27 protein-coding genes are annotated in these 25570 nt (G+C 67.4%); 9 read left to right on the top strand and 18 right to left on the bottom strand.

Features of this window, described 5'->3' with window-relative positions; translation table 11 throughout:
• Positions 1-114 precede the first annotated feature (114 nt).
• Both ABQF13_RS10230 and ABQF13_RS10225 read left to right on the top strand, forming a co-directional pair.
• The gene (locus ABQF13_RS10230) at positions 115-873 is read left to right on the top strand and encodes an isocitrate lyase/PEP mutase family protein (RefSeq protein WP_448392592.1); all 759 of its coding nucleotides are present in this window, start codon (positions 115-117) and stop codon (positions 871-873) included.
• 9 nt (positions 874-882) lie between these two features.
• Entirely contained in the window at positions 883-1269 is a 387-nt protein-coding gene (locus tag ABQF13_RS10225; RefSeq protein ID WP_448392591.1) for a hypothetical protein, read from the top strand.
• 29 nt (positions 1270-1298) lie between these two features.
• On the opposite strand, the gene ABQF13_RS10220 is transcribed toward ABQF13_RS10225, so the two are convergent.
• Positions 1299-1733, bottom strand: a complete 435-nt coding sequence (locus ABQF13_RS10220; protein WP_448392590.1) for an Hsp20/alpha crystallin family protein — start codon at positions 1731-1733, stop codon at positions 1299-1301.
• A gap of 213 nt (positions 1734-1946) precedes the next feature.
• On the opposite strand from ABQF13_RS10220, the gene nirB reads away from it, so the two are divergent.
• Together nirB and nirD are read left to right on the top strand one after the other, a co-directional pair.
• Positions 1947-4520 (top strand): nitrite reductase large subunit NirB, encoded by a 2574-nt coding sequence (gene nirB / locus ABQF13_RS10215; protein WP_448392589.1) that lies wholly within the window; start codon positions 1947-1949, stop codon positions 4518-4520.
• Positions 4517-4894 (top strand): nitrite reductase small subunit NirD, encoded by a 378-nt coding sequence (nirD, locus tag ABQF13_RS10210; RefSeq protein ID WP_448392588.1) that lies wholly within the window; start codon positions 4517-4519, stop codon positions 4892-4894. Before nirB ends, nirD begins: the two co-directional genes overlap by 4 nt.
• Here nirD and ABQF13_RS10205 read toward each other — a convergent pair.
• The 8 genes from ABQF13_RS10205 to ABQF13_RS10170 all read right to left on the bottom strand — a co-directional run bounded on the left by ABQF13_RS10205 (position 4891) and on the right by ABQF13_RS10170 (position 11385).
• Positions 4891-5568 carry a sirohydrochlorin chelatase gene (locus tag ABQF13_RS10205; protein ID WP_448392697.1) on the bottom strand — a complete coding sequence of 226 codons (678 nt, stop codon included), beginning with the start codon at positions 5566-5568 and terminating at the stop codon, positions 4891-4893. The genes nirD and ABQF13_RS10205 overlap by 4 nt on opposite strands.
• Entirely contained in the window at positions 5565-6713 is a 1149-nt protein-coding gene (locus ABQF13_RS10200) for a uroporphyrinogen-III synthase (protein ID WP_448392587.1), read from the bottom strand. Before ABQF13_RS10200 ends, ABQF13_RS10205 begins: the two co-directional genes overlap by 4 nt.
• Before the next feature lie 78 nt (positions 6714-6791).
• Positions 6792-7346, bottom strand: coding sequence for a GNAT family N-acetyltransferase (locus ABQF13_RS10195; protein ID WP_448392696.1), 555 nt, complete (start codon positions 7344-7346; stop codon positions 6792-6794).
• 100 nt (positions 7347-7446) lie between these two features.
• The gene (locus tag ABQF13_RS10190) at positions 7447-8337 is read right to left on the bottom strand and encodes a 5-oxoprolinase/urea amidolyase family protein (protein ID WP_448392586.1); all 891 of its coding nucleotides are present in this window, start codon (positions 8335-8337) and stop codon (positions 7447-7449) included.
• 8 nt (positions 8338-8345) lie between these two features.
• On the bottom strand, positions 8346-9008 hold the full coding sequence (locus ABQF13_RS10185; RefSeq protein WP_448392585.1) for a 5-oxoprolinase subunit B family protein: 663 nt from the start codon (positions 9006-9008) through the stop codon (positions 8346-8348).
• Positions 9009-9082: 74 nt separating this feature from the next.
• Positions 9083-9784, bottom strand: a complete 702-nt coding sequence (locus ABQF13_RS10180) for a queuosine precursor transporter (protein ID WP_448392584.1) — start codon at positions 9782-9784, stop codon at positions 9083-9085.
• A 12-nt stretch (positions 9785-9796) separates the two neighbouring features.
• Positions 9797-10705 carry an ABC transporter substrate-binding protein gene (locus tag ABQF13_RS10175; protein ID WP_448392583.1) on the bottom strand — a complete coding sequence of 303 codons (909 nt, stop codon included), beginning with the start codon at positions 10703-10705 and terminating at the stop codon, positions 9797-9799.
• Positions 10706-10722: 17 nt separating this feature from the next.
• A complete protein-coding gene (locus tag ABQF13_RS10170) occupies positions 10723-11385 on the bottom strand; it encodes a TetR/AcrR family transcriptional regulator (protein ID WP_448392582.1) in 663 nt (220 codons plus the stop codon).
• Between the two features lie 106 nt (positions 11386-11491).
• Here ABQF13_RS10170 and ABQF13_RS10165 point away from each other — a divergent pair, with 106 nt between their 5' ends.
• On the top strand, positions 11492-12949 hold the full coding sequence (locus ABQF13_RS10165) for a cytochrome P450 (protein ID WP_448392581.1): 1458 nt from the start codon (positions 11492-11494) through the stop codon (positions 12947-12949).
• A 15-nt stretch (positions 12950-12964) separates the two neighbouring features.
• Here ABQF13_RS10165 and ABQF13_RS10160 read toward each other — a convergent pair whose 3' ends face one another.
• Both ABQF13_RS10160 and ABQF13_RS10155 read right to left on the bottom strand, forming a co-directional pair.
• Entirely contained in the window at positions 12965-13249 is a 285-nt protein-coding gene (locus tag ABQF13_RS10160) for an EF-Tu/IF-2/RF-3 family GTPase (RefSeq protein ID WP_448392580.1), read from the bottom strand.
• An 8-nt stretch (positions 13250-13257) separates the two neighbouring features.
• Positions 13258-14058: an SDR family oxidoreductase gene (locus tag ABQF13_RS10155; RefSeq protein ID WP_448392579.1), complete on the bottom strand. Its 801-nt coding sequence runs from the start codon at positions 14056-14058 to the stop codon at positions 13258-13260.
• 197 nt (positions 14059-14255) lie between these two features.
• On the opposite strand from ABQF13_RS10155, the gene ABQF13_RS10150 reads away from it, so the two are divergent.
• Complete coding sequence (locus ABQF13_RS10150) at positions 14256-14900, top strand: dihydrofolate reductase family protein (RefSeq protein ID WP_448392578.1); 645 nt, start codon at positions 14256-14258, stop codon at positions 14898-14900.
• A 52-nt stretch (positions 14901-14952) separates the two neighbouring features.
• Here the strand turns inward: ABQF13_RS10150 and ABQF13_RS10145 are convergent, their stop codons facing one another.
• Together ABQF13_RS10145 and ABQF13_RS10140 are read right to left on the bottom strand one after the other, a co-directional pair.
• The gene (locus ABQF13_RS10145) at positions 14953-16314 is read right to left on the bottom strand and encodes an HNH endonuclease signature motif containing protein (RefSeq protein WP_448392577.1); all 1362 of its coding nucleotides are present in this window, start codon (positions 16312-16314) and stop codon (positions 14953-14955) included.
• A gap of 63 nt (positions 16315-16377) precedes the next feature.
• Positions 16378-17385: a CobW family GTP-binding protein gene (locus ABQF13_RS10140; RefSeq protein WP_448392576.1), complete on the bottom strand. Its 1008-nt coding sequence runs from the start codon at positions 17383-17385 to the stop codon at positions 16378-16380.
• A gap of 103 nt (positions 17386-17488) precedes the next feature.
• Here ABQF13_RS10140 and ABQF13_RS10135 point away from each other — a divergent pair, with 103 nt between their 5' ends.
• A complete protein-coding gene (locus tag ABQF13_RS10135) occupies positions 17489-17851 on the top strand; it encodes an ArsR/SmtB family transcription factor (RefSeq protein ID WP_448392575.1) in 363 nt (120 codons plus the stop codon).
• Positions 17848-19341 carry an ACR3 family arsenite efflux transporter gene (gene arsB / locus ABQF13_RS10130; protein ID WP_448392574.1) on the top strand — a complete coding sequence of 498 codons (1494 nt, stop codon included), beginning with the start codon at positions 17848-17850 and terminating at the stop codon, positions 19339-19341. The genes ABQF13_RS10135 and arsB overlap by 4 nt, the downstream gene beginning before the upstream one ends.
• Here arsB and ABQF13_RS10125 read toward each other — a convergent pair.
• Positions 19313-20092 (bottom strand): SDR family NAD(P)-dependent oxidoreductase, encoded by a 780-nt coding sequence (locus ABQF13_RS10125; RefSeq protein WP_448392573.1) that lies wholly within the window; start codon positions 20090-20092, stop codon positions 19313-19315. The two genes, arsB and ABQF13_RS10125, sit on opposite strands and share 29 nt — an antisense overlap.
• Before the next feature lie 32 nt (positions 20093-20124).
• Positions 20125-21051 (bottom strand): carbon-nitrogen hydrolase family protein, encoded by a 927-nt coding sequence (locus ABQF13_RS10120; RefSeq protein WP_448392572.1) that lies wholly within the window; start codon positions 21049-21051, stop codon positions 20125-20127.
• 53 nt (positions 21052-21104) lie between these two features.
• Between ABQF13_RS10120 and ABQF13_RS10115 the strand changes: the two genes are divergently transcribed.
• Complete coding sequence (locus ABQF13_RS10115; RefSeq protein ID WP_448392571.1) at positions 21105-21734, top strand: DUF3159 domain-containing protein; 630 nt, start codon at positions 21105-21107, stop codon at positions 21732-21734.
• A 78-nt stretch (positions 21735-21812) separates the two neighbouring features.
• Here the strand turns inward: ABQF13_RS10115 and ABQF13_RS10110 are convergent, their stop codons facing one another.
• From ABQF13_RS10110 to ABQF13_RS10100, 3 genes are all read right to left on the bottom strand, one after another.
• On the bottom strand, positions 21813-22799 hold the full coding sequence (locus tag ABQF13_RS10110) for a cobalamin B12-binding domain-containing protein (RefSeq protein ID WP_448392570.1): 987 nt from the start codon (positions 22797-22799) through the stop codon (positions 21813-21815).
• Between the two features lie 111 nt (positions 22800-22910).
• Positions 22911-24086, bottom strand: coding sequence for an NDMA-dependent alcohol dehydrogenase (locus ABQF13_RS10105; RefSeq protein WP_448392569.1), 1176 nt, complete (start codon positions 24084-24086; stop codon positions 22911-22913).
• A complete protein-coding gene (locus ABQF13_RS10100) occupies positions 24087-25541 on the bottom strand; it encodes an aldehyde dehydrogenase family protein (RefSeq protein ID WP_448392695.1) in 1455 nt (484 codons plus the stop codon).
• Between the last annotated feature and the right edge of the window lie 29 nt (positions 25542-25570).

The following is a 25570-nucleotide window of genomic DNA, read 5'->3' as shown; positions in this document are numbered from 1 at the left end:
CTGAAGGTGTCAGGAATCACCGTACGACACCTGATGCTAGCCACATCATGCGGTTCAGCGTGAGACAGATCACGTTGTCCGACCTGGAACGATGCCGACGACGGAGGGAAACCGATGCCCGATCAGATCCTGGCTCAACGGGCAGCTGCCCTGCTGGCCAAACACCAGCCCGGGAACCCGGTGATCCTGCCGACGGTGTGGGACGCGTGGTCGGCGCGCCTTGCGGTCGACGCCGGGTTTGCCGCGTTGACCGTCGGCAGCCACCCCGTCGCCGACTCGGTCGGAAAAGCCGACCGGGAGGGTATGACGTTTTCCGAACTGCGGACCCGAGTCAAACAGATCACCGGCGCGGTCGACGTCCCCGTTTCAGTCGATATCGAATCGGGTTACGGCCAGGAACCGGCCCGCCTGATCGAGGGCCTGCTCGACTCGGGCGGTGTCGGGCTCAACATCGAGGACACCGTGCACAGCGAAGGCGGCAGGCTGCGCTCGGTCACCGAACACGCCGCGTTCGTCGGCGCGCTGCGCCGCGCTGCCGACAGCGCGGGCGTGCACGTGGTCGTCAACGCGCGCACCGATCTGTTTTTGCGCAAGGACGGTGAGGAATCCGACCGCGTCGAACGTGCGATCGCGCGGCTGCAGGCGGCCGCCGCCGAGGGCGCCGACGTGCTGTATCCGGTCGGTCGACACGATACGGACACCTTGCGTCGGTTGGCATCCGAACTTCCGCTGCCGATCAATGCGATCGCGGTGCCGGACGCCGATGACCCCGCCTCGTTCGGCGCGCTCGGCGTCGGCCGGATCAGCTTCGGGCCATTCCTGCAGGGCGCACTGGCGGGGCGGGCCACCGAGATACTGCAGCGCTGGGCATAGATTACGGCCGTGCCAGAAAACCCGGAAAACGAGGAGGAGCCGGCCTGGCACGACCAGCAACCGGTCGTGCTGGCTGCCGGCGCGGCGGCGTTGATCCTGCTGGCCGTGCTCGCTTACGCGGTGATGCGGACTTCGGACGCGGCGAAAACCCCGGAGACCATCCCACCGCCTGCGCCGTCGACGCCGGTGTCGACCTATACGACTTCGCCGACGTCCACGACCAGCTATTCGCGGCCAAGTGTGCAGACCAGTGAAGACAACCCGGGCCTGCCGCCGCCCACCACCACGACGACCACGACAACGACAACCACGACAACGACGGCGACAACGACGACCAGGACCACCACCAGACTGAGGACGACCACCCCTACAAACGACGAATCCGGTGGAGACTGAGCTCCACCGGATCCCGTTGCCGGTAAGGGTTACTTGTTTTCGATCGCGATGCGCTTGGTGTGCGCGTCCCTGTGGGCACCCGCCACACGGACGTTCAGTACGCCGCTGTCATACGACGCGGAGATGGCGTCCTCGGTGACGTGCGCCGGTAGCTTGAACGACCGGCGGAACGATCCGTAGCGCACCTCGCGTAGGGCTCGACCGTCCTTGTCCTCGGCGCGCTCGTCGCGCCGCTCACCGTGAATCACCAGGTGACCGCGCTCCACCTCGACGTTGACGTCCTTCTCGACGTCGACGCCCGGCAGTTCGACACGGACCACCGCGTCATCGCCGTCTCGAACGATCTCGGCGGCGGGGGTGAACGCCCCGGCGAACCAATCGTCGGCCGTGGCGGGGCTGAAGAAGTCGCGTACCCATCGATCGATGTCCCAGGCGGGACGGGTGCGTAATGCCAACGTGCTCATTTGTCTCCTCACTCCTCTCGGAATCGGCAGGCCAGCTCTCTGACCAGCGTCTACCTAATAGAACTTGAGTCAACCCCGCTCATATTCCGCCCCGGCGCTGTTCGCTGCGAGCGAAGCGGCTCACAGGTCCGCCTGCAAAGGCGTGAGCACACCGTGATTGGCGCTTCACACGAGGCGACATTGCGGCAATATCGGCTGCCTAACGTCTGCGCCATGGCACCTAGAAACGTCGTGGTCGTCGGCCATGGGATGGTCGGTCACCGGTTCGTCGAGGCGCTGCGCTCGCGCGACGGCGACGGCTCCTGGCGCGTGACCGTGCTGGGCGAGGAGGCCGACGCCGCCTACGACCGCGTCGGGCTCACCAGCTACACCGAGCACTGGGATCGCGGACTGCTGGGGCTACCGGGCAACGGTTACGTCGACGACGACGTCGTCGACCTGCGCCTGGGTAGCCGCGTCACCCGGATCGACCGCGCCGACAAGACCGTGTCGACCGCCGACGGCGGACGGTTCGACTACGACGCGTTGGTCCTGGCGACCGGCTCCTATGCCTTTGTTCCTCCGGTCCCGGGCCACGACCTGCCGGCCTGCCACGTCTACCGCACCCTCGACGACCTCGACGCGATCCGCGGCGACGCCGCGCGCGCCGCAGAGCAGAGCCGTGCCCCGGTGGGCGTGGTGATCGGCGGGGGACTGCTCGGACTGGAGGCCGCCAACGCGCTGCGCACGTTCGGCCTGCGCGCCCACATCGTCGAGATGGCGCCGCGCCTGATGGCCCAGCAGCTTGACGAGGCCGGTGGTGCACTGCTGAGCCGGATGATCACCGAGCTCGGCATTTCGGTGCACACCGGCGTCGGGACCGAGTCGATCCGCCCCGCCCAACGCAACCGGCCCGTGCGGCGCTCCGCAGACGACGACTCGCTCCGGGTGAGTTTGAGCGACGGCACCTACATCGACGCGGGGCTTGTGGTCTTCGCCGCGGGCATCCGTCCCCGCGACGAACTGGCCCGCGACGCCGGCCTGGACATCGCCGACCGTGGCGGTGTGCTGACCGATCTGGGATGTGTCACCACGGATCCCGACATCTTCGCGGTCGGTGAGGTGGCTGCCATCGACGGTCGCTGCTACGGGTTGGTCGGGCCCGGGTACACCAGCGCGGAGGTGGTCGCCGACCGGCTGCTCGGCGGGTCCGCGGAGTTCGGCGAGGCCGACATGTCGACCAAGCTCAAACTGCTCGGCGTCGACGTCGCCAGCTTCGGCGACGCGCTGGGCGCTACGCCGGACTGTCTGGAGGTAGCCGTCAACGATGCGGTCAACCAGACCTACGCCAAGCTCGTGCTGTCCGACGACGCCAAGACGCTACTGGGCGGCATCCTGGTCGGCGACGCCTCCGCCTACGGCATCCTGCGGCCGATGGTCGGCGAGGCGCTGCCCGGTGATGCGCTGGCGCTGATCTCACCGGCCGGAAGTGACGGTGCCGGTGCGGGTTTGGGTGTCGGCGCGCTGCCGGCCGCCGCGCAGATCTGCTCGTGTAACAACGTCACAAAAGGTGATCTCACCGACGCGATCGCCGGCGGCTGCGCTGACGTGCCCGCCCTGAAGAAGTGCACGCTGGCAGGCACGTCCTGCGGTTCGTGCGTCCCGCTGCTCAAACAACTGCTGGAAGCCGAGGGCGTCGAACAGACCAAGGCCCTGTGCGAGCACTTCACCCAGTCGCGCGCCGAACTGTTCGAGATCGTCACGGCGGGGCCCTCGGACTCCACCCGCACGTTCTCCGCGCTGATCGAGCGGTTCGGCACCGGAAAAGGTTGCGACATATGCAAACCCGCCGTCGCGTCGATCCTGGCGTCGACGAGCTCGGAACACATCCTCGACGGTGAACAGGCTTCGCTGCAGGACTCCAACGACCACTTCCTGGCCAACATCCAGCGCAACGGCAGCTATTCGGTCGTGCCCCGGGTGCCCGGCGGGGACATCACTCCCGAACAGTTGATCCTGATCGGGGAGATCGCACGGGATTTCGACCTCTACACCAAGATCACCGGGGGTCAGCGGATCGATCTGTTCGGTGCGCGGGTGGATCAGCTGCCCGAGATCTGGCGGCGTCTGGTCGAGGGCGGCATGGAGTCCGGACACGCCTACGGCAAGGCGCTGCGCACGGTGAAAAGCTGCGTGGGCAGCGACTGGTGCCGTTACGGGCAACAAGATTCGGTGCAGATGGCGATCGACCTCGAGCTGCGCTACCGCGGGCTGCGCGCACCGCACAAGATCAAGATGGGCGTGTCGGGTTGCGCGCGGGAATGCGCGGAAGCCCAGAGCAAGGACGTCGGCGTCATCGCCACCGAAAAAGGGTGGAACCTCTACGTCGGCGGCAACGGCGGCATGTCGCCGCGGCACGCGCAGCTGCTGGCGGCCGATCTCGACGACGACACCCTGGTGCGCTACATCGACCGGTTCCTGATGTTCTACATCCGCACCGCCGACCGGCTGCAGCGCACGGCGACCTGGCTGGAAGCACTCGACCACCCGGATAGGTCTGGGCTCGACCACCTACGCGACGTGGTCTGCAACGACTCGCTCGGCCTGGCCGCCGAGTTCGAGGACGCCATCGCCCGCCACGTCGCAGGTTACGCCTGCGAATGGAAGGGCGTGCTGGAGGACCCCGACAAGCTGTCGCGGTTCGTGTCGTTCGTCAACGCGCCCGAGATGGCGGACCCGACAGTGGAGTTCGCCGAAAGGATGGGACGTAAGGTCCCGATCGGAATGCCGAAGGTGCCCCAAACATGACACTGCTCAACGAGGTTCAGGTGTGGACCGCCGCATGCCCGTATGACTTCCTGATCCCCAACCGCGGCGTCGGTGTCCTGCTGCAGGACGGTTCACAGGCCGCGCTGTTCCGGTTGGACGACGGCTCGCTGCACGCGGTCGGCAACATCGACCCGTTCTGCGGCGCGGCCGTGATGTCGCGCGGCATCGTCGGTGACCGTGACGGCCGCGCGATCGTGCAATCGCCGATCAAGAAGCAGGCGTTCACGCTCGATGACGGAGTCTGCCTCGACGACCCGGAGGTTTCGCTGCCGGTCTATTCGACCCGGGTAACCGACGGCCACGTGGAGGTGGGCATTGGCGAGATTGGCCCAAAGGGACAAACGGGCGGTTAGGCCGCCACCCGCAGCCGCCCGTACCGGAACCGGGCCGCGATCAAGCGCACCAACCCGCCATGGGCGCCCAGCGGCGCGGTGACCACATCGGCACCGCTGCACCGTAGCCGGTCCTGAAACAACCCGTCGGACAACAGATACGACGCCACGACCACCCGCCGGGCGCCGCGCCGGCGCAACATGTCGACCGCATCAGCCACCCGGGGCTCGCCCGCGGCGAAGGTCAACTCCACCCGCGAACTCGTCATCGCCGAAGCCCAGGTGGCCATCTTGCGCAGATCCGACTGCGCGCGCGGATCAGATGTCCCCGCAGCCGCCAGCACCACAGAATCCCCGGCACGCCAACCGGATGCGACGAGACGGTCGGCCAGCACCCGCGCCAACTGCGGGCTGGGCCCCAACGCCTCGGTGACCGTAACGTCGGAACGCCCGCTGGCAGCCACCTGCGCGGGGATGTCTGCGTTGACGTGATGGCCGCGTGCGAGGAACGCGGGCACCACGACGGTCGGTCCGGCCAACCCGCGCAGCACCTCGTCCGGTGTCGGACCGACCACGTCGACGAACGCCACGTGTGCCGGCGAACCCAGTGTCACAGAGACCCGTTGCGCCAACTGCTCGACCAGCGCGACGCCACTCGCCTTGCGGGTGCCGTGCGCCACCAGCACCGCGTTCACCATGCGGTGTCCGCGTCGTCGTCGACCGTCAGCCGATAGCCGCGTTTGACCACCGTCGACACGATGTTCTTGTCCCCCAGTGTAGTTCGCAGTCGAAGCACCGCGGTCTCCACTGCGTGGGTGTCGGTGCCGCTGCCGGGCAGCACCCGCAGCAGGTCGTGGCGCGACACCACGGTGCCCGGCCGGTGCGCGAGCGCACGCACGATCGCCATACCCGCAGGCGACACCGCCTTGGCCTCACCGTCGACCAGCACGCAGGTACCGCGGATCTCCAGCAGATGACCGGCCACCCGCACCGTTCGCGTGCACAACATCGGCAGCTCGTCGGTGATGTGACGGGCCAACGCGCCCAACCGCATTCGTTCGGGCGCCGACGTCGGCACCCCGAGGCGCACCAGGGGCCGGGCCGTCACGGGTCCGACACACATCGCATGCACGTCGCCGCGCAGCGCCGCCAGTAACCGGTCCTCGAGGCCCATGTCGGCGGCCCGCAGCAGCAGCGCCGCGACGGCAGGCGCCGACGTGAACGTCACCGCGTCGAACTTCTCCTCGGCGATACCCGCGACGAGTTGGTCGAAGTCCCCGTTGCGCGGCGCCGGCAGCCACCGGTACACCCGGATCGGTACGACGTCTGCCCCCGCGGCCCGCAATTCGCCGACGAACTCGGGAAACGGATCCCACTGCTCGGTGGCCCCGTGCAACTGGACGGCGATGCGCTGACCGACGATGCCGCCGTCGACCAGATAGTGCAGCAGTTCGCGAGATGACTCCGACTCCGGCGACCATTCCTCTTTCAGGCCGGCGGCGCGTAACGCGCCGGTGGCCTTCGGACCGCGTGATACGACGCGCGCATTGGCCAGCGCGGCGGTCAGGTCACCGGCCAGCCCCCAGCCGTCGGCCGCCTCGATCCAGCCCCGCAGCCCGATGCCCGTCGTGGCGATCACGATGTCGGGCGGCGTGGCGATCAGCGCCGCGGTGTTCGCACGCAACGCGTCGTCGTCGGGCAGCGGGACCATGGTGATCGCCGCAGCGCTGGTCACCGCCGCACCGCGGCGTTGCAGCAGCGCAACCAGTTCGTCGGCGCGCCGGGCGGAGGTCACCGCCACCCGGAAACCGGTGAGGGGCGCCCAGTCGGGCTCGCTCATGGGAACTGTGTATTCAGTTCATGTTTCCGAGCGGTTAATTGACCATTGCCCCGACGTATCGACCGCGGGTGACGCCGCTCACCAGACGTCGCCGTCGCGCCAATCACAGGTGATCTCGGCGGTCGGATCGAGTTCTAGGCTCTTCGGTAAGCCGGTCGGCAGCACGAACAACGCGTGGTCGTCGTCGGGGGTGCGGGTTACGCCGTCGGGCGCCAGCACTGATGTCGGCCCCTGCCATGGCACCCACCCCCGCGCCATGTAGATGCGCCGGCCTTCCTCGGTGACGCTCAGCGCGCCGAGTTGATAGGCGCCGCGAAGCACCTGTTCCAGGGCATCCATCACGGCCTGGGCCAATCCTTGGCCGCGCCAGTCCTCGCGCACGGCGACGCCCTCGACGTAGCCGCAGCGCAGCGCGGTGTCGCGGTACAGAAGGCTGCGCTGAACCACCGCCCCGTGCGCGATGACGGCACCGTGATCGGAGATCACGGCATGCATGCCGCCGAGGGTGTGTTCCCAGTCTGCGTCGGTGAACTCACCGCCGAAGGCCTCCATCACCATCCGGCGCGCATCCTCGCGGGTCTCCGGGTCGAGGTCGGCGGTGTGGATCAGGCGTGCGCTGTGAACGCCGCGCACGTGAGGAGGGGTGAAGACCTGTGGGTGCACACTGCCGTTCTACCAGGATCGGCCGACATTATGCGTCGACTCCGGCGAGCAGGTGGCCGTGGCCGCGGGATCAGGCCGCGAACGGCTGCCGCGGACGCGACCACCGCATCCGCACCGTCTGCCCCGGGCGGATCTGGGCCATCTTGTCGATGTCCTCGTCGGTCAGCACCCCGATCACCGGGTATCCGCCCGTGACCGGGTGATCGGGCCCGAGGATCACCGGAAATCCGTTGGGCGGCACCTGAATTGCACCGCGGTTCGCGCCGTCGCTGGGCAACTGTACGCCGGGCTGGCGGTACTCCAGCGGCATACCGACCAGCCGGGTGCCGACCCGGTCGCTCTTGTTGGTGACGAGCCAGTTGGTGCGCATCAGCACGTCGGGGTCGACGAACCAGTCGTCGCGCGGGCCGGGCACGACCGTCAACTCCAGCACGTCGTCCTCGATGGCAGCCACCGGCGCCTGGTCGAGCTCGGGAAACTCCTCGGACTGCGCGCCGATCGGTACGACGTCACCGGCTTGGAGCGGCAGCGGCCCGATCGCCGACATGACGTCGTAGGACCGCGAGCCGAGCACCGGTTTCACGTCGATGCCGCCGCGCACCGCCAGATACGTCCGCAAGCCCGAACGGGGCGCCCCGAGCGAGATGACCTCACCGTCACGGGCATAGTGAACGCTGTTGGTGCCGAACGGAACCCCGTTCACCGCGGGGTCGGTGTCGGCGCCGGTGACCGCGATCGCGATGCCTTCCCTGCTTGAGTCGCGAACCCGTGCCGAAAAGCCGCCGAACGTCACCTCGATGGTGGCGCGGTCGTCGGGGTTGGCGACCAGTCGGTTGGCCAGCATGTGAGAGCGCCGGTCGGCAGCGCCGGAGCGGCCCACTCCCATGTGCGCCAGGCCGGGACGGCCCAGGTCTTCGATCAATGCCAGTGGTCCAGGTCGCAGGATCTCCAGTGTCGCCATGGCTCCTCCTAGCCGACCGCCCGGAATCGCACTGTCATGCCTGGCGTCAGCAGCGCCGGCTGCTCCCTTTCGACGTCCCAGAGCACCGTTCCGGTCCGGCCGATCAATTGCCAGCCGCCGGGCGATTCGCGGGGGTAGATACCGCTGAACTCACCGGCCAGACCTACCGCGCCGACGGGCACCTTGGTGCGCGGTTCCGCGCGCCGAGGTACCTCCAGGCGCGGATCGCCGCCCACGAGGTACGCGAAACCCGGTGCGAAACCGCCGAATCCGACCCGCCACGGGGTCGCGGTGTGCGCGGCGACGATCTGATCGATGGCCAGCCCGGTCAGCCGGGACACCTCGTCGAGGTCGGGCCCGTCGTAGATGACCTCGATCTCGACGTCGGCGCCGGTCGGCTGGGTCAGGTCCGCCACGATGTCGGGGGTGACTTGGATCTTGGCCAGACGCTGACGGGTCGGTGCCTGATAGCCGGGCCCGGCCAGTTTGATCAACACGGTGCGCGATGCCGGAACGATGTCGAGCACGCCGAGCAGATCGGCGCGCCGGATCGCCTCGGTCCACGCCAAGACGTCAGTAGTGCGGTCGAACTCGAGCAGCAGCGCTTGGTCACCGTAGTCATGGACGGTGCCGAGAACGCCGGCTCCCATCACGTCGGCTGTCATGCTCATGCCCCGAACCTACCCGCGAGTAGCAACGAATGCTCGCGCTCTATGAGCCTTGCCAGAGGAGCCTTACCGAAGCCTCAAACGGCGGGCTGATACGTCGGCTCGCGGCGCTTGATGAATCCGATCACCCGGTACGTCACGGGCAACACCAGCACTTCGACGGCGGTCTTGTACACCCAGCCCAACGCCACATAGGTGGCGAAGTCGGCCCAGGTGTTGATTCCGATCGCTGCCGCGGCGATGCTGCAGAACACCAAGGTGTCGGCAAACTCCCCGACGATCGTCGAACCGATCAGGCGAGCCCACAGATGCTTCTCCCCGAAGCGGGTCTTGATCCGCACGACCACCCACGCGTTGAGGGTCTGGCCGACGATGAAGCCGGCCAGCCCGGCGATGACCAGTTGGGTGAATGGTTTGACGACCGCCTCGAACGCGGCCTGGTTCGGGTAGAAGTCCGCGGCGGGCAGGTAGGCGGTGAGCCAGAACGTGAAGGCGGCGATCGCCTCCATCACGAACGCGATATAGATGGCCCGCCGGGTGGCCGCGAACCCGTACACCTCCGACAGCACATCGCCGATCACGTAGGTCAGCGGAAAGACGACGAACCCGCCGTCGGTGATCAGCGACCAGTCGCCGATGATCGGCCCGAACTCGATGCCCTTGGTGGCTGCGACGTTGGAGATCAGCACCAGCCCGGTGAACACCGCGACAAGCGTCGGATAGTAGGCGGAGCCCGTTTTCGCGAAGCCGCGGTGCTCGAGCTCGCCGGTGCCGGTCACCCGGTTATCTTGTCAGGCCAGCGCCCGCATCAGACGAGGTGGCAGCTGGTCGGCCAGCACGGGATAGGACAGCGGCGACGCGAACGCGATCGCGCCCGCGAGTTCCTTGCCGGTGAACACATTGCGTCTGCCGTGCTCAGCGATTTCGGGGTCGGCCAGCAGCGCCGCCTGTTGCTCGTCGCTTTCAGTGCACCAGATCAGCACGTCGGCCGCGTCGGGGTCGTCGGTGACGACGAACCCCATCTGGGTGAGAAATTCGGTGCGCCATGGCGGCGTCAACGGTTGTGGCCGGCCCTCGTCGAGAAGGCCGTGCAACAGCACGGTCTTCTTACCGGTGAACTGCGGATTGTCGGCGCCGATCGCGGTGAACCGTTCGTCGATGCCGGCGATTAGCGCCTGCATCTCGTCGTGTTTGTACACCGCCTGGCCGATGGTGGTGGCCTGCTCCTTCCACGGCTCGAAGAACGCGTCTTCGCCGCTCTGCGCGACGGTCGGCGCGATCTCGGACAGCCGCGCATAGGTGTCGGCGTCCAGGCCGGCGTTGGTCGCGACGATCAGGTCGGGGGTCAACGACGCGATCTGGGCGACCTGGATGCCGTCGGCGAGGTTGAGCACCACCGGCTGCGCGCCGCCGAGTCTCGGTTGCGCCCAGGGCCATACGGCATACGGTTCGCCACCGAACCAGTCGGTCACCGCGATCGGCACGACACCGAGAGCCAACAGGTGGTCCTGTCCGCTGAGGCCGGCGCTGACGACGCGCGTGGGCGGTGCGGGGATTCTGGTCTCGCCGAACACGTGCTTGACGGTCACCGAGCCGTCGTCGGCGACGGTGCCGGGCTGCTCGGATCCGCACGCGGCGGCCAGCGCAACCGTCCCGGCCGTCAGCGCCAGGAAACTCCGCCGGGACAACGCAGCAGGCACCCGGCGAGAGTATCGCCTCATCCGCGATCGTCGCGCAGGCGCGCTCGCGCGACCGCGGCCGCACCATCACCGGTGATCAGCCACAGCGAGGTGAGTTCGGCGACGAGTTCGTCGACGGTGATCGCCACGGTGCCGTTGACGAACGCCAGGATCGCGTCGGCGGTGCCGCCGACCACGAACGCCGGTGCGAGCCGCGCGAGCGGGTCGTGTTTGAGCTCGACACCGTGCACGGTGCGCGCATGGTCGATCAACACCGCGGTGAGGCTGTGCATCACCGTTGCACGGTGCTCGCGCAGGGCGGGTGTCGCAGCCACGTCGCCCAACAGCACCCGGGCGCGGCGCGGATCATCGACAAGGTTGTGCACCAGCGCCTCGACAACCGCGAAGGCCTGTCGCTCAAGGCTTTCCGCATGGTTGTCGAGGAATGCCTTCAGGGTGGCGTCCCGCACCGCCGTGGCAATGTCGTCGATCACCGCGCCTGCCACGGCGTCGACCTCGCTGAAGCTCTCGTAGAAGTAGCGCTTGTTCAGCCCTGCGTCGGCGCACAGCCGCTCGACGGTGATGTCGCGCCACTCGTCGCGACCCATCACGTCCAGGGCGGCGTCGCGCAGCCGCGACCGTCGTTGCCGCTGGCGTTCCGCGCCGGAAACTCCGCCGTAGCTGCGCGGTGACGAGGCCATGGCTCGATCGTCGCACTCGTCGCCCGACACGGGAACCGCACCGTTGACAGCGCTTCAGCGAAACTGGCACGGTTACGTACCAGATAGTCAACGAAGGGATCGACCGATGATCAACCTCGTGGACGCGGTCGCGCCGCCGACCTCGCTGACCGAGGCGCGACAGCAGGTCCAGGGATGGCTCCAGCGGTTCGGTGCGACGTTGGCAGACCGGTGGCCCAGCCCGGATCGTCCCCTGGCCACACCGCCGCCCGGATCAGGCCTTGCGCCGGTGATGGGCAACTACGGTGCTCCGTACCTCGGGCACGTCCTGGCCACCCTCGTGGACCCGTTGGAGTTCGCGCGGCGCCGGTACGCGAAATACGGTCCGGTGTCGTGGGCCGGCGGGGTCGGGTTTCGCGTCGTCGCGCTGATGGGGCCCGAAGCGCTCGAGGCGGCGTGGGTCAACCGGGACAAGGCGCTGTCGAGCACCCGGGGTTGGCAACCGGTGATCGGCCCGTTCTTTCACCGCGGCCTCATGCTGTTGGACTTCGAGGAACACCTCGATCATCGGCGAATCATGCAGCAGGCCTTCACCCGCACCGCCCTCAACACCTATCTGGCCAGCACCGCCGACGGCGTCGACCGCGCGCTTCCGGCATGGCGCCCGTCGTCGAAGTTCCCGATGTATCCGTCGATCAAGCAACTGCTGCTGCAACAGGCCGCCGAGGTGTTCGTCGGAACGAAACTCGGCGCGGAGTCCGATCAACTAATCGAGGACTTCCACCGCACCGTGCACGGCGGTCAAGCGATCGTGCGCGCGGACGTGCCGGGTGGGACGTGGGCGCGTGGCCTGCGGGCGCGAGAACGCCTGGAGCGCTACTTCGGTGCGCAGATCGCCGACCGTCGCCGAGGCGACGGCACCGACCTGTTCTCGATGCTGTGCCGCAGTGAATCCGATGACGGCCAACGCTTCTCGGATGCCGACATCGTCAACCACATGATCTTCCTGTTGATGGCCGCTCACGATACGACGGCTATCTCCTTGTCGATGCTGGCCTACGAGCTGGGCCGAAACCACCACTGGCAGAACCTGCTTCGTGACGAAGCCGTCAACCAGCCGATCGACAGACCCAGCCTCGCGGACCTCGAGGCCTACCCGCTACTGGACTGCGGGTTCAGGGAGGCGCTGCGCATGTACGCGCCCGCGGGATCCCTGTTCCGCCAGGCGATCCGTGACACCGAGATATGCGGGCACTTCATTCCCCGGCACAGCCAGATCGCGATCAGCGTGCACGCGTCGATGAGGTTGGCCGACTGGTGGCCTGACCCCGACACCTTCGACCCGTCGCGGTTCACCGACGCGGCCAACCGTGCGGCGGTGCACCGGTATGCCTTCGCGCCCTTCGGCGGCGGCGCACACAAGTGCATTGGTCAGCAGTTCGCCGACATGACGGTCAAAACGGTCATGCACAAGCTGGTGCGCCGGTTCCGGTGGAGCGTCCCGGACGGCTACCGGGTCCCGCTCACCTGGGGGACCGGGCCCATGCCCGCCGACGACCTACCGATCGAACTCGAAATGCTCTGAGACACTTGCGGTTCCTCACATGATCACGTGGGTGCCGTCGAGCGTTGGGGCCTCGCCTGTGGAGATGATGACGTCGCCGCGGTTGATCTGGCCTTTGTCGATGCTCTTGATCAGCACGCCGACGTTCTCACCGGTGGTTGCCTCGTCGAGTTGTTTGCGGAACTTCTCGATGGCGTCGACGGTGACGGTGGGCTCGCCGTTGATGGAGATGGTGTCGCCGACCCGAAGCGTGCCGGCCTGCACACGGCCGGTCGCGACGACCCCGCGGTTACGGATGACGAACACGTCTTCGACGGTCATCCGAAACGTCACTGGTGGGCCAATCGTTTGTTGATCAACCGCGTCAGCCACGCCGGGGAGAATCGCGAACCGACGGTGAGCGCCTTGGTCTGCGCGCCGACGGGGAAGTGCACCTGATTGAGGGCGCGGCGCAGAGCGGACGGTTCGATCGCCTTGTCGATGGCGTCGGCGACGTCCTGGGCGGTCAGCCGGATTCCGAGTGAGTCGGTGGTGCCGGTCTTGATGTTGTCGGTCATCGCGGTCTGTACGTACAGCGGCCAGATGGCGATGACGCGGATGCCGTAATGGCGCCATTCGATGTCGAGCGCTTCGGTGATGCCGCGGACAAAGAACTTGGTCGCGCTGTAGTTGGCGAGTTCGGCCTGCCCGTAGATCGCCGACGCGGAGGACAGGTTGACCACGACGGAGTCGGGGGTGTCGCGCAGGTAGGGGAAGGCCGCGTGCAGGCCGTTGACGACGCCTTTGGCGTTGATGTCGATTTCCTTGTGGTGCTGGCGGACGTCGCGGTCTTCGAATCGGCCCGCCAGCAGGATGCCGGCGTTGTTGATCAGCACGTCGAGGCGACCGCCGGTGGCCGCTGCGAATTCGTTGACCCGCTGAGTCATTTCGTCGGCGTCGGTGACGTCGAGGTGCCCGACGACCGCCTTCGCGCCGAGCTGCTCGACCTCGTCGGCGAGCGACTTGAGCCCGACCTCGTCGATATCGTAGGCGCCGACGGTGAAGCCCTTCCGGGCGAAGGTGAGCGCGGTCGCGCGGCCGATGCCCGCGGCGGCTCCGGTGATGAACACCGATTTGGTGGATGTGGTCATGGACGAGACATACCCCTTTCGAGGCATGATTGTGTCAGTTCCGCGCCAGCGAGTACCCGCGAGGTCGACGCGGTGGCGAACAGGTTGGCGAGCCGGCGCGCCCGAGGCCGAGACCGGTGAACCAGACCGCGCCGGCGGTGAGTTTTGCGCGGCCAGCGAGTCCAATCAGTGGATCGGTTACCAACCAGGAGGAGCCCGTGGGCCAACTGCTCAGAGTCCAGAACTTCAACGTCTCGCGCGACGGTTTCGGCGCCGGCGAGAACCAGAGCTTCGAGCGTCCGTTCGGTCACGCCGACCCCGGCGACATGTTCGCGTGGGCCGGAGCGACGGCGAGCTGGCCGAACCGCACCGATCCGGGTGGGAGTCGCGGACTCGACGACTACTTCACCCGCGACTTCGCCCACAACATCGGAGCCGAGATCATGGGCCGAAACAAGTTCGGACCACAGCGCGGCCCATGGAGCGACCACGAATGGCAGGGTTGGTGGGGCGACCAGCCGCCGTTTCACACCCCGGTGTTCGTGATGACGCACTACGAGCGCCCGTCGTTCACCCTGTCGGACACTACATTTCATTTCATCAATGCCGACCCGGCGACGGTTCTCGAGCGGGCACGTCAGGCTGCCCAAGGCAAGGACGTACGACTCGGGGGCGGGGCGACGGTCATCCGCCAGTTCCTCGACGCCGACCTGGTCGACACCCTCCACGTCGCGGTGTCGTCACAGGTGGAACTGGGTGCGGGATCACGGCTGTGGGAATCACCCGAGGAATTGTCTGACCGGTACCACCACGAGGCCGTGCCCAGCCCGAGCGGCATAGTGCACCACCTGTTCTGGCGCTGACGCAGCCTTGTATGCCGCCGCGGCCATCGCGGCGTTTTCGCATCGCCGCGGGCTACGCGGCGTCCGGTTTGTCCGGCGGTGGCTGGGGTCTTCGGTGGTATCGGTTGGCCCTGGGCTGTCGGCTGGGGTCGACGGATTTCGGTGGGTACCAAAGTGTTTGGCCGAGGGATTGTTCGTCGTAGCGGCGGCGGGCTTGCCATTGTTCGTCGGTGGGTCCGGTGTTGGCGTGGTCGGTGCCGCAGACCATGGTGAGGCGGTCGATGTCGGTGGTGCCTTGGGCGTTCCATTCGATGACGTGATGGACGTCGGCGTGGTAGCCGGGCTGGTCGCAGCCGGGCATGGTGCAACCGGCGTCGGTCGCGTGCAAAACGATGCGTTGATCGGCGGAGGCCAGACGTTTGGAGCGGCCCAAGAACAGCGGGCGCCCGCAGTTCTGGTCGTAGATGTAGAGGTAGTGGTGGGCGTGGGCGGCCATGCGCAGCGCGACTTCCATGGGCACGGTGGAGCCGCCGCCGGTCATCGCCACCCCGGCGGCCGCTTCCAGCTGCTGCAGGGTCATGGTGACGATGGCGGTGACGGGCAGGCCGCGGTGCTGGCCGAGCTTTCCCGAGGCCAGCAGAGCGCGCAGTCCGGCTTTGATGGCGTCGTGGTTGCGTTGGCCGGTGGTGCGGGTGTCGGTGGCTGCGGCGGCGGGGTCGGGCTCACCATCGACAGCCGGTGACGGGTCCGCGGGGTTGCACATGCCGGGGCGGGCGAGTTTTGCCAGCAGGATCTCCACGTAGGCGCGGGCCTCGGGGTCAATGCAGAACCGGCCTCGGGTCATCCCGTCGGCGTCCTGGGGGCCCATGACGAACTCGCTGCGGGCTTTGCGGCTCTGTTCTCTGCTGACCGGGTCAGTGTGGGTGGCGTCGTATTCAGCGAGCAGCAGCGCCGCGTCGCGGCGCAGGTTTTCAGGGCGCTCAGCCACGGCGGTCCCGGTCAATTCCAGATCGAAGCGGGCCCGGTCGGCGTCGGTGGCGTTGTCCGGCAGTTTGGCGATGGTGTCGCGGATGATCTTGACGTGGTCGGCGCTGATCAGGGCGTGGCGGGCGGCGGCGGCGGTCTCGGGCAGGGTGGGCTCGGTCGCGTGCAGATCGGCGGCCACCGCAATCCGCGCCCCGGCGTCGGCGGCCGACAGGTGCAGCAGGTTGGCCAGGTGCGTGCGCAGCTTGCTCACCTGCGTCGGCCACTGGGCGCGCAATCCGTTGACGGTGTCATAGCCCACGGTGGTCAGCTTGCGCTGAGCCGATTCCACCTCACACAGCACCGCATCGAGCACCTCTGGGGCCAGGTCGTCGAAGGGCAGTTCGGTTAGCTCTGCCACCGCGGCATGCAGGCGGGACAACCGCGCCGCCACGTCATCCGCGCCGAGCATCGTCACCTCCTCTGTCGAACCTATGTTCGAAACGATAGATGAGGGGTCCGACAAAAAGCTCGGTCAGATACTCAGCCGGCGGTAGCGCTGTAGCCGTCGAAGTCCCGCAGCGGGCACCGGGCCGTCGTGTGGCCGCAATGCGGCGTCCATGCGTGCGCGGACGTCGTCGATATCGAACCCGGCGCCAATGGCGACCAAGCTGTTGGCCGCTGTGGGCTTGGGAGCGGTCGCGATGTGCACCGACGTGCCGACCACATTTACGACGTAGCCGCGCTCCCGCACGCCCGAGCGCACGCTGACCACGCCCTTGAGCCGGTACACGCCGGCAGGCGGTTTTTCGAGCAGGTCGACGAGCGGGCCCGGGTCGAGGCATCCCTCGCTGGTCGCGGTGACGGAGTCGGCCGAAACGTGGTCGTGCGCATCGGCGACGAGCAGTTCGCGAAAGGACAGCTGCCCGGTGTCCTCGCCGGCGTCGGCGACGTCGTACAACAACGCCGGGTCGACCTGCCCGGCGATCGCGCCGACGAGGTGCACCTCCGGATTACGCTCGCGCACACGTCGTTCGATTCGGTCGAGGACGTCGTCGCGGCGCTCCGGCGGAATCTGGTCGAGCTTGTTGACCACGACCAGAGACGCCGCACCGTATCGCGCGGGCGGTGTCTGGCCGTCGTCGACGGTGTCGAAATGCGCGGTGACGTCGACGACGTCGACGATGCCGCCCGGGCGGATGCGCTCGACCCCGCTGAACCGGATGATTCGGGAAATCGCCACCGGGTCGGCCAGGCCGCTGGCCTCGACGATGATCGCGTCGAGGCCGAGGCGGGGGTCGGCAAGCTTGGCCAGCGCCTCGTCGAGCCCACCGTCGTCGGGCAGACAGCAGATGCAGCCGCCCGCGATCGACTCGGGCTCGTCGACCTGCCCGGTCACCAGCGCGGCGTCGACGTTGAGCTCACCAAAGTCGTTGATGACCACGCCGATTCGTGCGCCCGGGGTGCGAAGAACATGGTTGAGCAGCGTTGTCTTGCCTGCGCCGAGATAGCCGGTCAACGCGATGACAGGTATCGCTCCCACCGCGCTCCCTCCTTCGGCCGCCGTCAGTGTAGGGGGGCGGCGTGGAGTTAGTTCGCCGGGCGGTCACTTGACCCGCTGATTCGATATCTGTCAATATCGACGAATGTCGAATTCACGCCGATCCGCCGACGACAGTCGCTGTGCCGGCCCACCTCTGCTACGCGAACCCCTGTCGACCGCGGAAGCCACGCAAATGGCGGTCAAGCTCAAGGCGCTGGCAGATCCGACGCGGTTGCGGCTGTTCAGCGCGATCGCCAGCCACGCCGGAGCCGAGGCGTGCGTGTGCGACATCACGACCGATATCGACGTCTCCCAGCCGACGGTGTCGCACCACCTCAAAGTGCTGCGCGACGCCGGCCTGCTGACCTCGCAGCGGCGCGCGTCGTGGGTGTACTACGCCGTGGCCCCCGAAGCGCTGCACAGCCTGTCCGCGCTCTTCGACCTCACCACCGCCGTCGACGCATGAGCAGTACGGCCTCGACGGCGCCGACGGCACCGGTCGTCGGGAAACTGTCCACGCTGGACCGGTTCCTGCCGGTGTGGATCGGCGTCGCGATGGCGGCGGGCCTGCTCCTCGGACGCTGGGTGCCGGAGGTCAACACCGTGCTGGAAGCCGGTCAGGTGGACGGCATTTCACTGCCGATCGCGCTGGGACTGTTGGTCATGATGTACCCGGTGCTGGCGAAAGTGCGCTACGACCGCCTCGACACCGTGACCGGTGACCGCCGGCTGCTGGTGAGTTCTCTGCTTCTCAACTGGGTGCTCGGGCCAGCGCTGATGTTCGCGCTGTCGTGGCTGCTGCTGCCGGACCTTCCGGAGTACCGCACCGGCGTGATCATCGTCGGGTTGGCGAGATGCATTGCAATGGTTATCATCTGGAACGATCTGGCGTGCGGCGACCGCGAAGCGGCGGCGGTGCTCGTCGCGCTGAACTCCGTCTTCCAGGTCGTCATGTTCGCGGTGTTGGGCTGGTTCTACCTATCGGTGCTGCCAGGCTGGCTCGGGTTGGAGCAGACGACCATCACCGCCTCCCCGTGGCAGATCGCCAAGTCGGTGCTGATCTTCCTCGGAATCCCGCTGCTGGCCGGTTACCTATCGCGCCGCGCGGGCGAGCGCGTCAAAGGCCGCGACTGGTACGAAACCCGGTTCCTGCCGAAGATCGGGCCATGGGCGCTGTACGGGCTGCTGTTCACCATCGTGATTCTCTTTGCGCTCCAGGGGGATCAAATCACGAGCCGTCCGCTCGACGTGGCACGAATCGCGTTACCGCTGCTGGCCTACTTTGCGATCATGTGGGGCGGCGGGTATCTGCTCGGCGCGGCGCTGCGGCTGGGCTATGCGCGTACCACCGCGCTGGCGTTCACCGCCGCGGGCAACAACTTCGAGTTGGCGATCGCAGTGGCCATCGCCACGTTCGGCGCCACCTCCGGGCAGGCGTTGGCCGGCGTGGTGGGTCCGTTGATCGAGGTTCCGGTGTTGGTCGCGCTGGTATATGTGTCGCTGGCGTTGCGACGCCGGTTGCTCGCCGACGTGCGGCCCACCGTGCTGTTCTTGTGCACGCACAACGCCGGGCGCTCGCAGATGGCGCTGGGTTACTTCAACCACCTCGCCGGCGAGCATGCCGTGGCGTGGTCGGGTGGCTCGGAACCGGCGGATCAGATCAACCCGTCAGCGGTTCAGGCAATGGCGGAGGTCGGCATCGACATCACTCGGGAATATCCCAAACCGTGGACCGACGACACGGTGCGGGCCGCCGACGTCGTCGTCACGATGGGCTGTGGAGACACGTGCCCGTACTTCCCCGGAAAGCGTTACGAGAACTGGGAATTACCCGATCCTGCCGGCCAGTCCGTGGAGACCGTCCGGCTGATCCGCGACGAGATCGAACATCGGGTACGCGGCCTGCTCGACAGCCTGGCGCCCCAGCTCACATCGCGAACGAGAACCCGCCATTGACGGGGATCGTTTGCCCGGTGATCCACGACCCGTGTTCGCTGCCGAGTAAGACCGCTAGCGCTGCGAGATCATCGGGATCGCCGGGTCGACGGATCGCATAGTTTTGCAGAATCGCCTTGGCCTGTGGGGAATCCGCGTGTTCGGCCCACAACGGCTCGGTCAGCGGGGTACGCATCGTGCCGAGCGCGATGTTGTTGGCCGTGATGCCGTAGCGCCCGTTTTCGACGGCGATGGACCGGATGAATCCGGCTGCGCCGGCCTTCGACGCCGCGTAGGCCGCCCCGTTGGCGTCGCCCGTGCGGCCCGCGTCCGAGACGATCGTGATGACGCGCCCCCAGTTGTTGGCGATCATCGCGGGCAGCACCGCGCGGGTGCAGTGCAGAACCCCGTACAGGTTCACCCGCAGGTACGCCTCCCAGTCCGCGGGCTCGGACTCGGCGAACGGGCCCCGACCGGCGAATCCCTCGGCGCCCGCGTTGCCCGCGTTGTTCACTAGGACGTCGACATCACCTTGTGCGACAACTGCGTTGGCGACCTCGTCGAAGTCCGTCACATCAAAAGGCACCGGTGCGGCGCGGCCGCCGCCCTCACGTAACTCGTCGACCACCGCGTCGGCGCGTGCCGGACGCAGGTCGTTGACGAGCACTTCGGCACCGGCTTTGGTGAACGCGTGCGCCAACCCGCGGCCCACGCCCTGCCCCGCGCCGGTGATCAGGACACGGCGGCCGCCCAGGTCAATTTGCAACGTCACACCGTGCAGAGTTGATCATGAAGTGGGGTCTGTCAACTTGCGCTGCGCATCACGTGACGGCGATACCAACGACGGCCGTGCCAGCGCTGATAGTTCCAGACCACGCTCGGCAGCGGACCTCGAGGATGCAACCAGAATCCCTCGGGCACATCGAGTAACGGTGCGCGACGGCCGATTTCGATCTCTGCGAGAACAATGCCTTCGCCCTCCTCGGCGCGGCGCTCCGCGACGACGTTGCCGAGCGCATCGGTGATCAGCGTCGCCCCCTCGAAACGCCCCCGGTAGGTCATCGGCATCCAGGGCATCGGGCACGTCACCTCACCGGCGTGTGCGGCGTGCACGACCGGTGCGCCGACGTACTTGGCGAAGGAGGCCGCCGCGAGTCGTGCCGTGGCCGCGTTGCTGCGTTCCCAGCGATCGAAGACGGCCCGGGGTGGCCACGGCGGAATCGACCACCAGCCGGATCCGGTCATCACCAGATCGACGCGCGACCGCAACCGATTGACCGTGCCGGTACGCATCAGCTCCCAGCACACCGCCGCGCCGATATCGTGGTCCCCGGCCCGGAACACGCCGTCGTCGTCTCCGCCGACGTAGAAGGCGTTCTCCCACATCGTGGGCAGGTCCTTGTCGTGGCGGCCCACCACACCGCTGGCGTCCGCACCGAAATAGGCGTTGCGTACGTGCCCGTCGGCGTCCCGGCACAGAAACGAACCGCCGACCAGCGCGCGGTGCCGCCGGGCAAGGGCGGTGAGCAGTTCGGTCGCCTTCCCGTCCGGCGGCAGGGCGGCGTCTTTCAGCGCGTCGACGAACCCGATACCGGTGGTGAAGAACTCCGGCAGCGCAATGACCTCGGCGCCGGCCCGGCCGGCTTCATCGGCGAGGCGTTCGCAGGCAGCGAGGTTGGCGCTCACGTCACCAACTACCGCCTCTAGCTGAATCGCCGCCGCCAACACCATGGTTCAAACGCTACTACGAGGCGCGACGGGCGCTCCCCGCTAGTGTGGCGACCATGTCCCAGCCGCCGGGCGACCCCCGGCCACCGATCGAGCGCCTGCTCCTTCGTGCCGGCGGTGTGCGCGGTCTGGTGTCCACGGCGTTGCCGGTCGCGGCCTTCGGCGCGACGTCGGCGCTGGCGGATCTGCGAGCGGCGGTGGCCGCCGCCATCGTGGCCGCGACGGCGGTCCTCGGTTGGCAGTTGCGCAGGCGCGAGTCCATCCGGCCCGCGCTGCTGGGGTTCGCCGGGGTGGCGGTGTGTGCGGCGTACGCCTTCGTCACCGGCCGGGCCAAGGACTTCTATCTGCCCGGCATCTGGATGTACTTCGCGCTGGCCATACTGTTCACCACGTCGCTGGTGATCCGGCGACCGCTGGTGGGTGTCGTGTGGGCACGCATCACCGGCCGCGACGGCAGTTGGCGCCGAATTCCGCGGGTGCGCTTGGCTTTCGATATCGCTACCATCGTGATGGCCACCGCATCCTGGACACGGTTCCTGGTGCAGTTCTATCTGTACGACACGGATCAGGACGGCCTGCTCGCGGTGGCGCGCATCGCGATGGGTTGGCCGGTGTTCGTCGTCACTTCATCGGTGATCTTTCTGGCCGTGCGGACCGCTCTGCGCGCGGTGCCGCGCACCGCTTGAGGGGGCCTCGCGTTCAACCGATCTCGGTTTCGTCCGGGTTTTCAGCGGTGACGGCCGGACCGGAGGTCAGAGTGAGTTTCATGAAGCGGTCGTGGTTCGGTATGCGGACAGGTCCGTACGCGCCGCGGCCAGCAGGCGCTGGGTTCGCGGAAAGTCTTGGAGTTGGGCCGACAACAGTTCCAGCGTCAGCGTCAGCGAGATCGTCGGTACGCCGCGGGCGCAGAGCACCTCGGCGGTCCAGACCATGAAACCGGTGAACAGGTCGTCGTCGTCGACGTACAAAGCGGTCGCAAGGAAGTCGACGATATGGGCGATGTCGGCGGCGGTGTGCTCGCGTTGCGCCTCGCTGTAATCGCGCATCGCAGGGAAACGGTCCTGCAGGTCAGCAAGGCTTTGCTTGACCAGTTGCGCCTTGGTGCTGCTGACCAGCGAATACTCCTGGTCGGCCAGATGCGGCAGGCTCCCGGGAGCGTGGTGGTTCGCGGAGAGGCGAAGCCGGGTCAGGCCTTCGCTCAGCCACTGCGCGGCGCCGCGGGCATCCGGCGCCCAGGCATCGGCACCGAGCAGGCGCGCGTAGCGGCCGTCGGCCCCGAATGCGGCACCGCCGACGAGCACTGAGACACCTGCGGACTGGCAGGCCGCGATCGCGGCGTGTGCGGCAGGCAGCCGGGTCGGGATGGAACACGACAGCGCGACCGCATCGGGTGCGTGCTGGTGCAGGTGCGCGACCAGGTGCGGATTCGGTACCTGGGCGCCGAGGAAGTCCATCTGCCACCACGCAACCTCGCCGCCCGACAGTTCTGTTGGCCTTGCTTCGAACTCGCGGCCGTTCACGGTGCCGGTCGCCACCGAAGCCCGCCGATCGTGTGCGCGCACCAGCCACGACGGCGCGGTGTCGGCCAGCCGGGCGCCGATTTCGACGTCGGCCAGCACCGATCGGGCGGGGGCACTCACTGCGTGGACCACCCCGGAGCGGTCGACCACGACCACCGGGTGGGGAACGGATTGCCAGCTCAACCCGTCGACAGCCGCCGATGCGCTCTGCACGCATCGGTCACTGCTCAACGGTCGGCTCCGCACTCAAAATCATCGCACCCCGGCAGACCTGGATATTCGCTGGGAGGCGTTGGGCTCAGCCCCTGATCATTCGACTCTACGCCCGTGCGCCGAATGACCTCATGGAAAGCTGATGACCCCGCGGACGTTCCTACCCGCGCGCAGATCGCGCATCGCCTCGTTGATGTCGTCGAGCTTGTACTTCTGGGTGACCAGTTCGTCGAGTTTGAGCGTGCCGGCTTCGTACATCGAAAGTAGTCGGGGCATCGCTTCGCGGGGGTTCATTTCGCCGTAGAGCACGCCCTTGAGCGTCTTACACGACGAGACCATGTCAGGCAGGCTCATCGGGACCATCAGGTCGCTGACCTTCGCCATGCCGGTCAGCACGCAGGTGCCGCCCTTACGCAGCAGCAGCATCGCCATCATCACGAGGTCGACCGGCACCACGCCCGGCGTCAGCACGACCCGGTCGGCCATCACACCCCAGGTGATCTCTTTGACGAGGTCTAGTGCGGCGCCGGCGTCGACGGCGGTGTGTGTCGCACCGAAGGTGGGTGCGATCTCGCGTTTGAACTCGTTGGGGTCGACGGCGACGATGTGCTTGGCGCCCGCGGCCTTCGCGCCTTGGACGGCGTTCATACCGATTCCGCCGACGCCGATGACCACGACGGTGTCACCGGCCTGGGTGCCCGCGGCCACCGATCCGGAGCCGAAACCCGTTGTCACACCGCAGGAAACCAAGGACGCGGCTTCCAGCGGAATCCAGTCGTTGATCTTGACGAGGGACCGTTCGGATGCGACGACGTACTCGGAGAAGGTGCCGACCTGCATCATGGCCATCAGGTCCTCGGAGCCGTTCGGCCCCGCAATGTGCCTGCGTCGGGTGCCGTCGGTGGTCATGGCCTTGCTGTAGAGATCGGCGCCGACGTCGCAGATATAGGTGTGCCCAGTGGCGCACCAACGGCAATTGCCGCAGGCTGGCAGAAACGAGATGGCCACGTGGTCACCGGGTTTGAGGTTCGTGACTTCGGGGCCCACCTCCTCGACCACCCCGGAGCCTTCATGTCCGCCGAGCATGGGGAACCATTCGGGCACGGCCACGCCGGAGGCCCGCATCATCTCCTCCATCTCGGGGCTTGGCACGCTGTCGCCGGTGTAGAAGTGCTCGTCGGAGTGGCAGATGCCGGCGTAAGCCATCTTGACCAGCACCTCACCGGCGTGCGGCGGGTCCAATTCGATGTCGGTGACTTCCCAGTCGACGCCCACTCCGCGTAACACCGCGGCTCTTGATTTCATCTACGACTCCTTAGGCCAGCCGACAGTCTTGGTTTCGGTGAAGATCTCGAGGCCCTCGATGCCGCACTGCCGTCCGACACCGGATTGCTTGTAGCCGCCGAAGGGTGCGTCGGCGCCGTACCACAGACCTCCGTTGATTCCGAGGGTTCCGGTGCGGATCCGGCCGGCGACGGACTTGGCCCGGTCGAGGTCGTTGGCGAACACCACGCCGGAAAGGCCGTAGATGGAGTCGTTGGCGATGCGCACGGCGTCGTCGTCGTCGTCGAACCCGATGACCGACAGCACCGGGCCGAAGATCTCCTCCTGGGCGATCGTCATCCGGTTGTCCACGTCAGCGAAAACCGTTGGCTCGACGAAGAACCCCTTCGGAAGGTGGGCGGGAATGTTTCCACCCGTGACCAGGCGGGCGCCTTCCTGCTTGCCCTTCTCGATGTACCCCATCACCCGGTCCTGCTGGCGTTTCGACACCTGAGGACCCTGCAGCACCGACGGGTCGGTGGGATCGCCGTACTTGTTCTTCTCCATCGCGACCTTGACGATCTCGACGGCCTCGGCGTAGCGGGAGTTGGGGACCAGCAGCCGGGTCGGCATGGCGCAGCCCTGTCCGGCGTGCATCGAAATGAAGGCGCTGCCGCCGACCGACGCGCTGATGTCACCGTCGTCGTCGAGCACGAGATACACCGACTTGCCGCCGAGTTCCAGAAAGGTCGGCTTGACGGTCTCGGCGGCGGCGGCCATGATGCGTCGCCCGGTCGCCGTCGACCCGGTGAAGGCCACCATGTCGACCAGGGGTGAGGTCGAAAGGACCTCGCCGACGAGATGGTCCGAGGAGGTGACGATGTTGACCACCCCGGGTGGGATGTCGGTCTGCTCGGCGATGAGCCGGCCGATGCGGGTGGCGTTCCACGGGGTGTCCGGTGCGGGCTTGAGCACCATCGTGTTGCCCATGGCCAGGATCGGCCCGATCTTGTTGAGGATGATCTCGAATGGGAAGTTCCACGGCGTGACGACGCCGACGACGCCGACGGGTTCCTTCCACACTTCGCGCGCGGCCAGCGTGCCCATGCCGAACGCATCCTTGTCGGGAAGCGAACGCTTCCAAGGGAATTGTTCGATCATGTCGGTCGGCCAGCCCAGTGCCTCCCTGAGCGGCACGTCGAGCTGTGGCCCGAACGTACTCAGCAGCGGGCAACCGGCTTCTGCGATGAGCTCGCTGCGGATCTCCTCGCGTTCGGCCTCCAGCGCCGCCTGCAGTTGACGTAGGCCGGCGGCCCTGGCCGCGGGGTTTCGCGACCAGTCGGTGTGGTCGAACGCGTGCCGGGCGGCCGCCACGGCGCGTTCCATGTCGGCGCGGGTGCCGTCGGCGGTACCACCGAGCACCTCCTCGGTCGCGGGGTTGATGTTGTCGAACTGCCGGCCCGTTTCGGATTCGACGAGCTTGCCGTCGATGAGCATGCGCGATTCGTGTGTCACCGAAAAGTCCT

The sequence above is a fragment of the Mycolicibacterium sp. XJ879 genome, from assembly GCF_053483935.1.
This window is presented reverse-complemented; position numbering and strand designations above follow the sequence as displayed.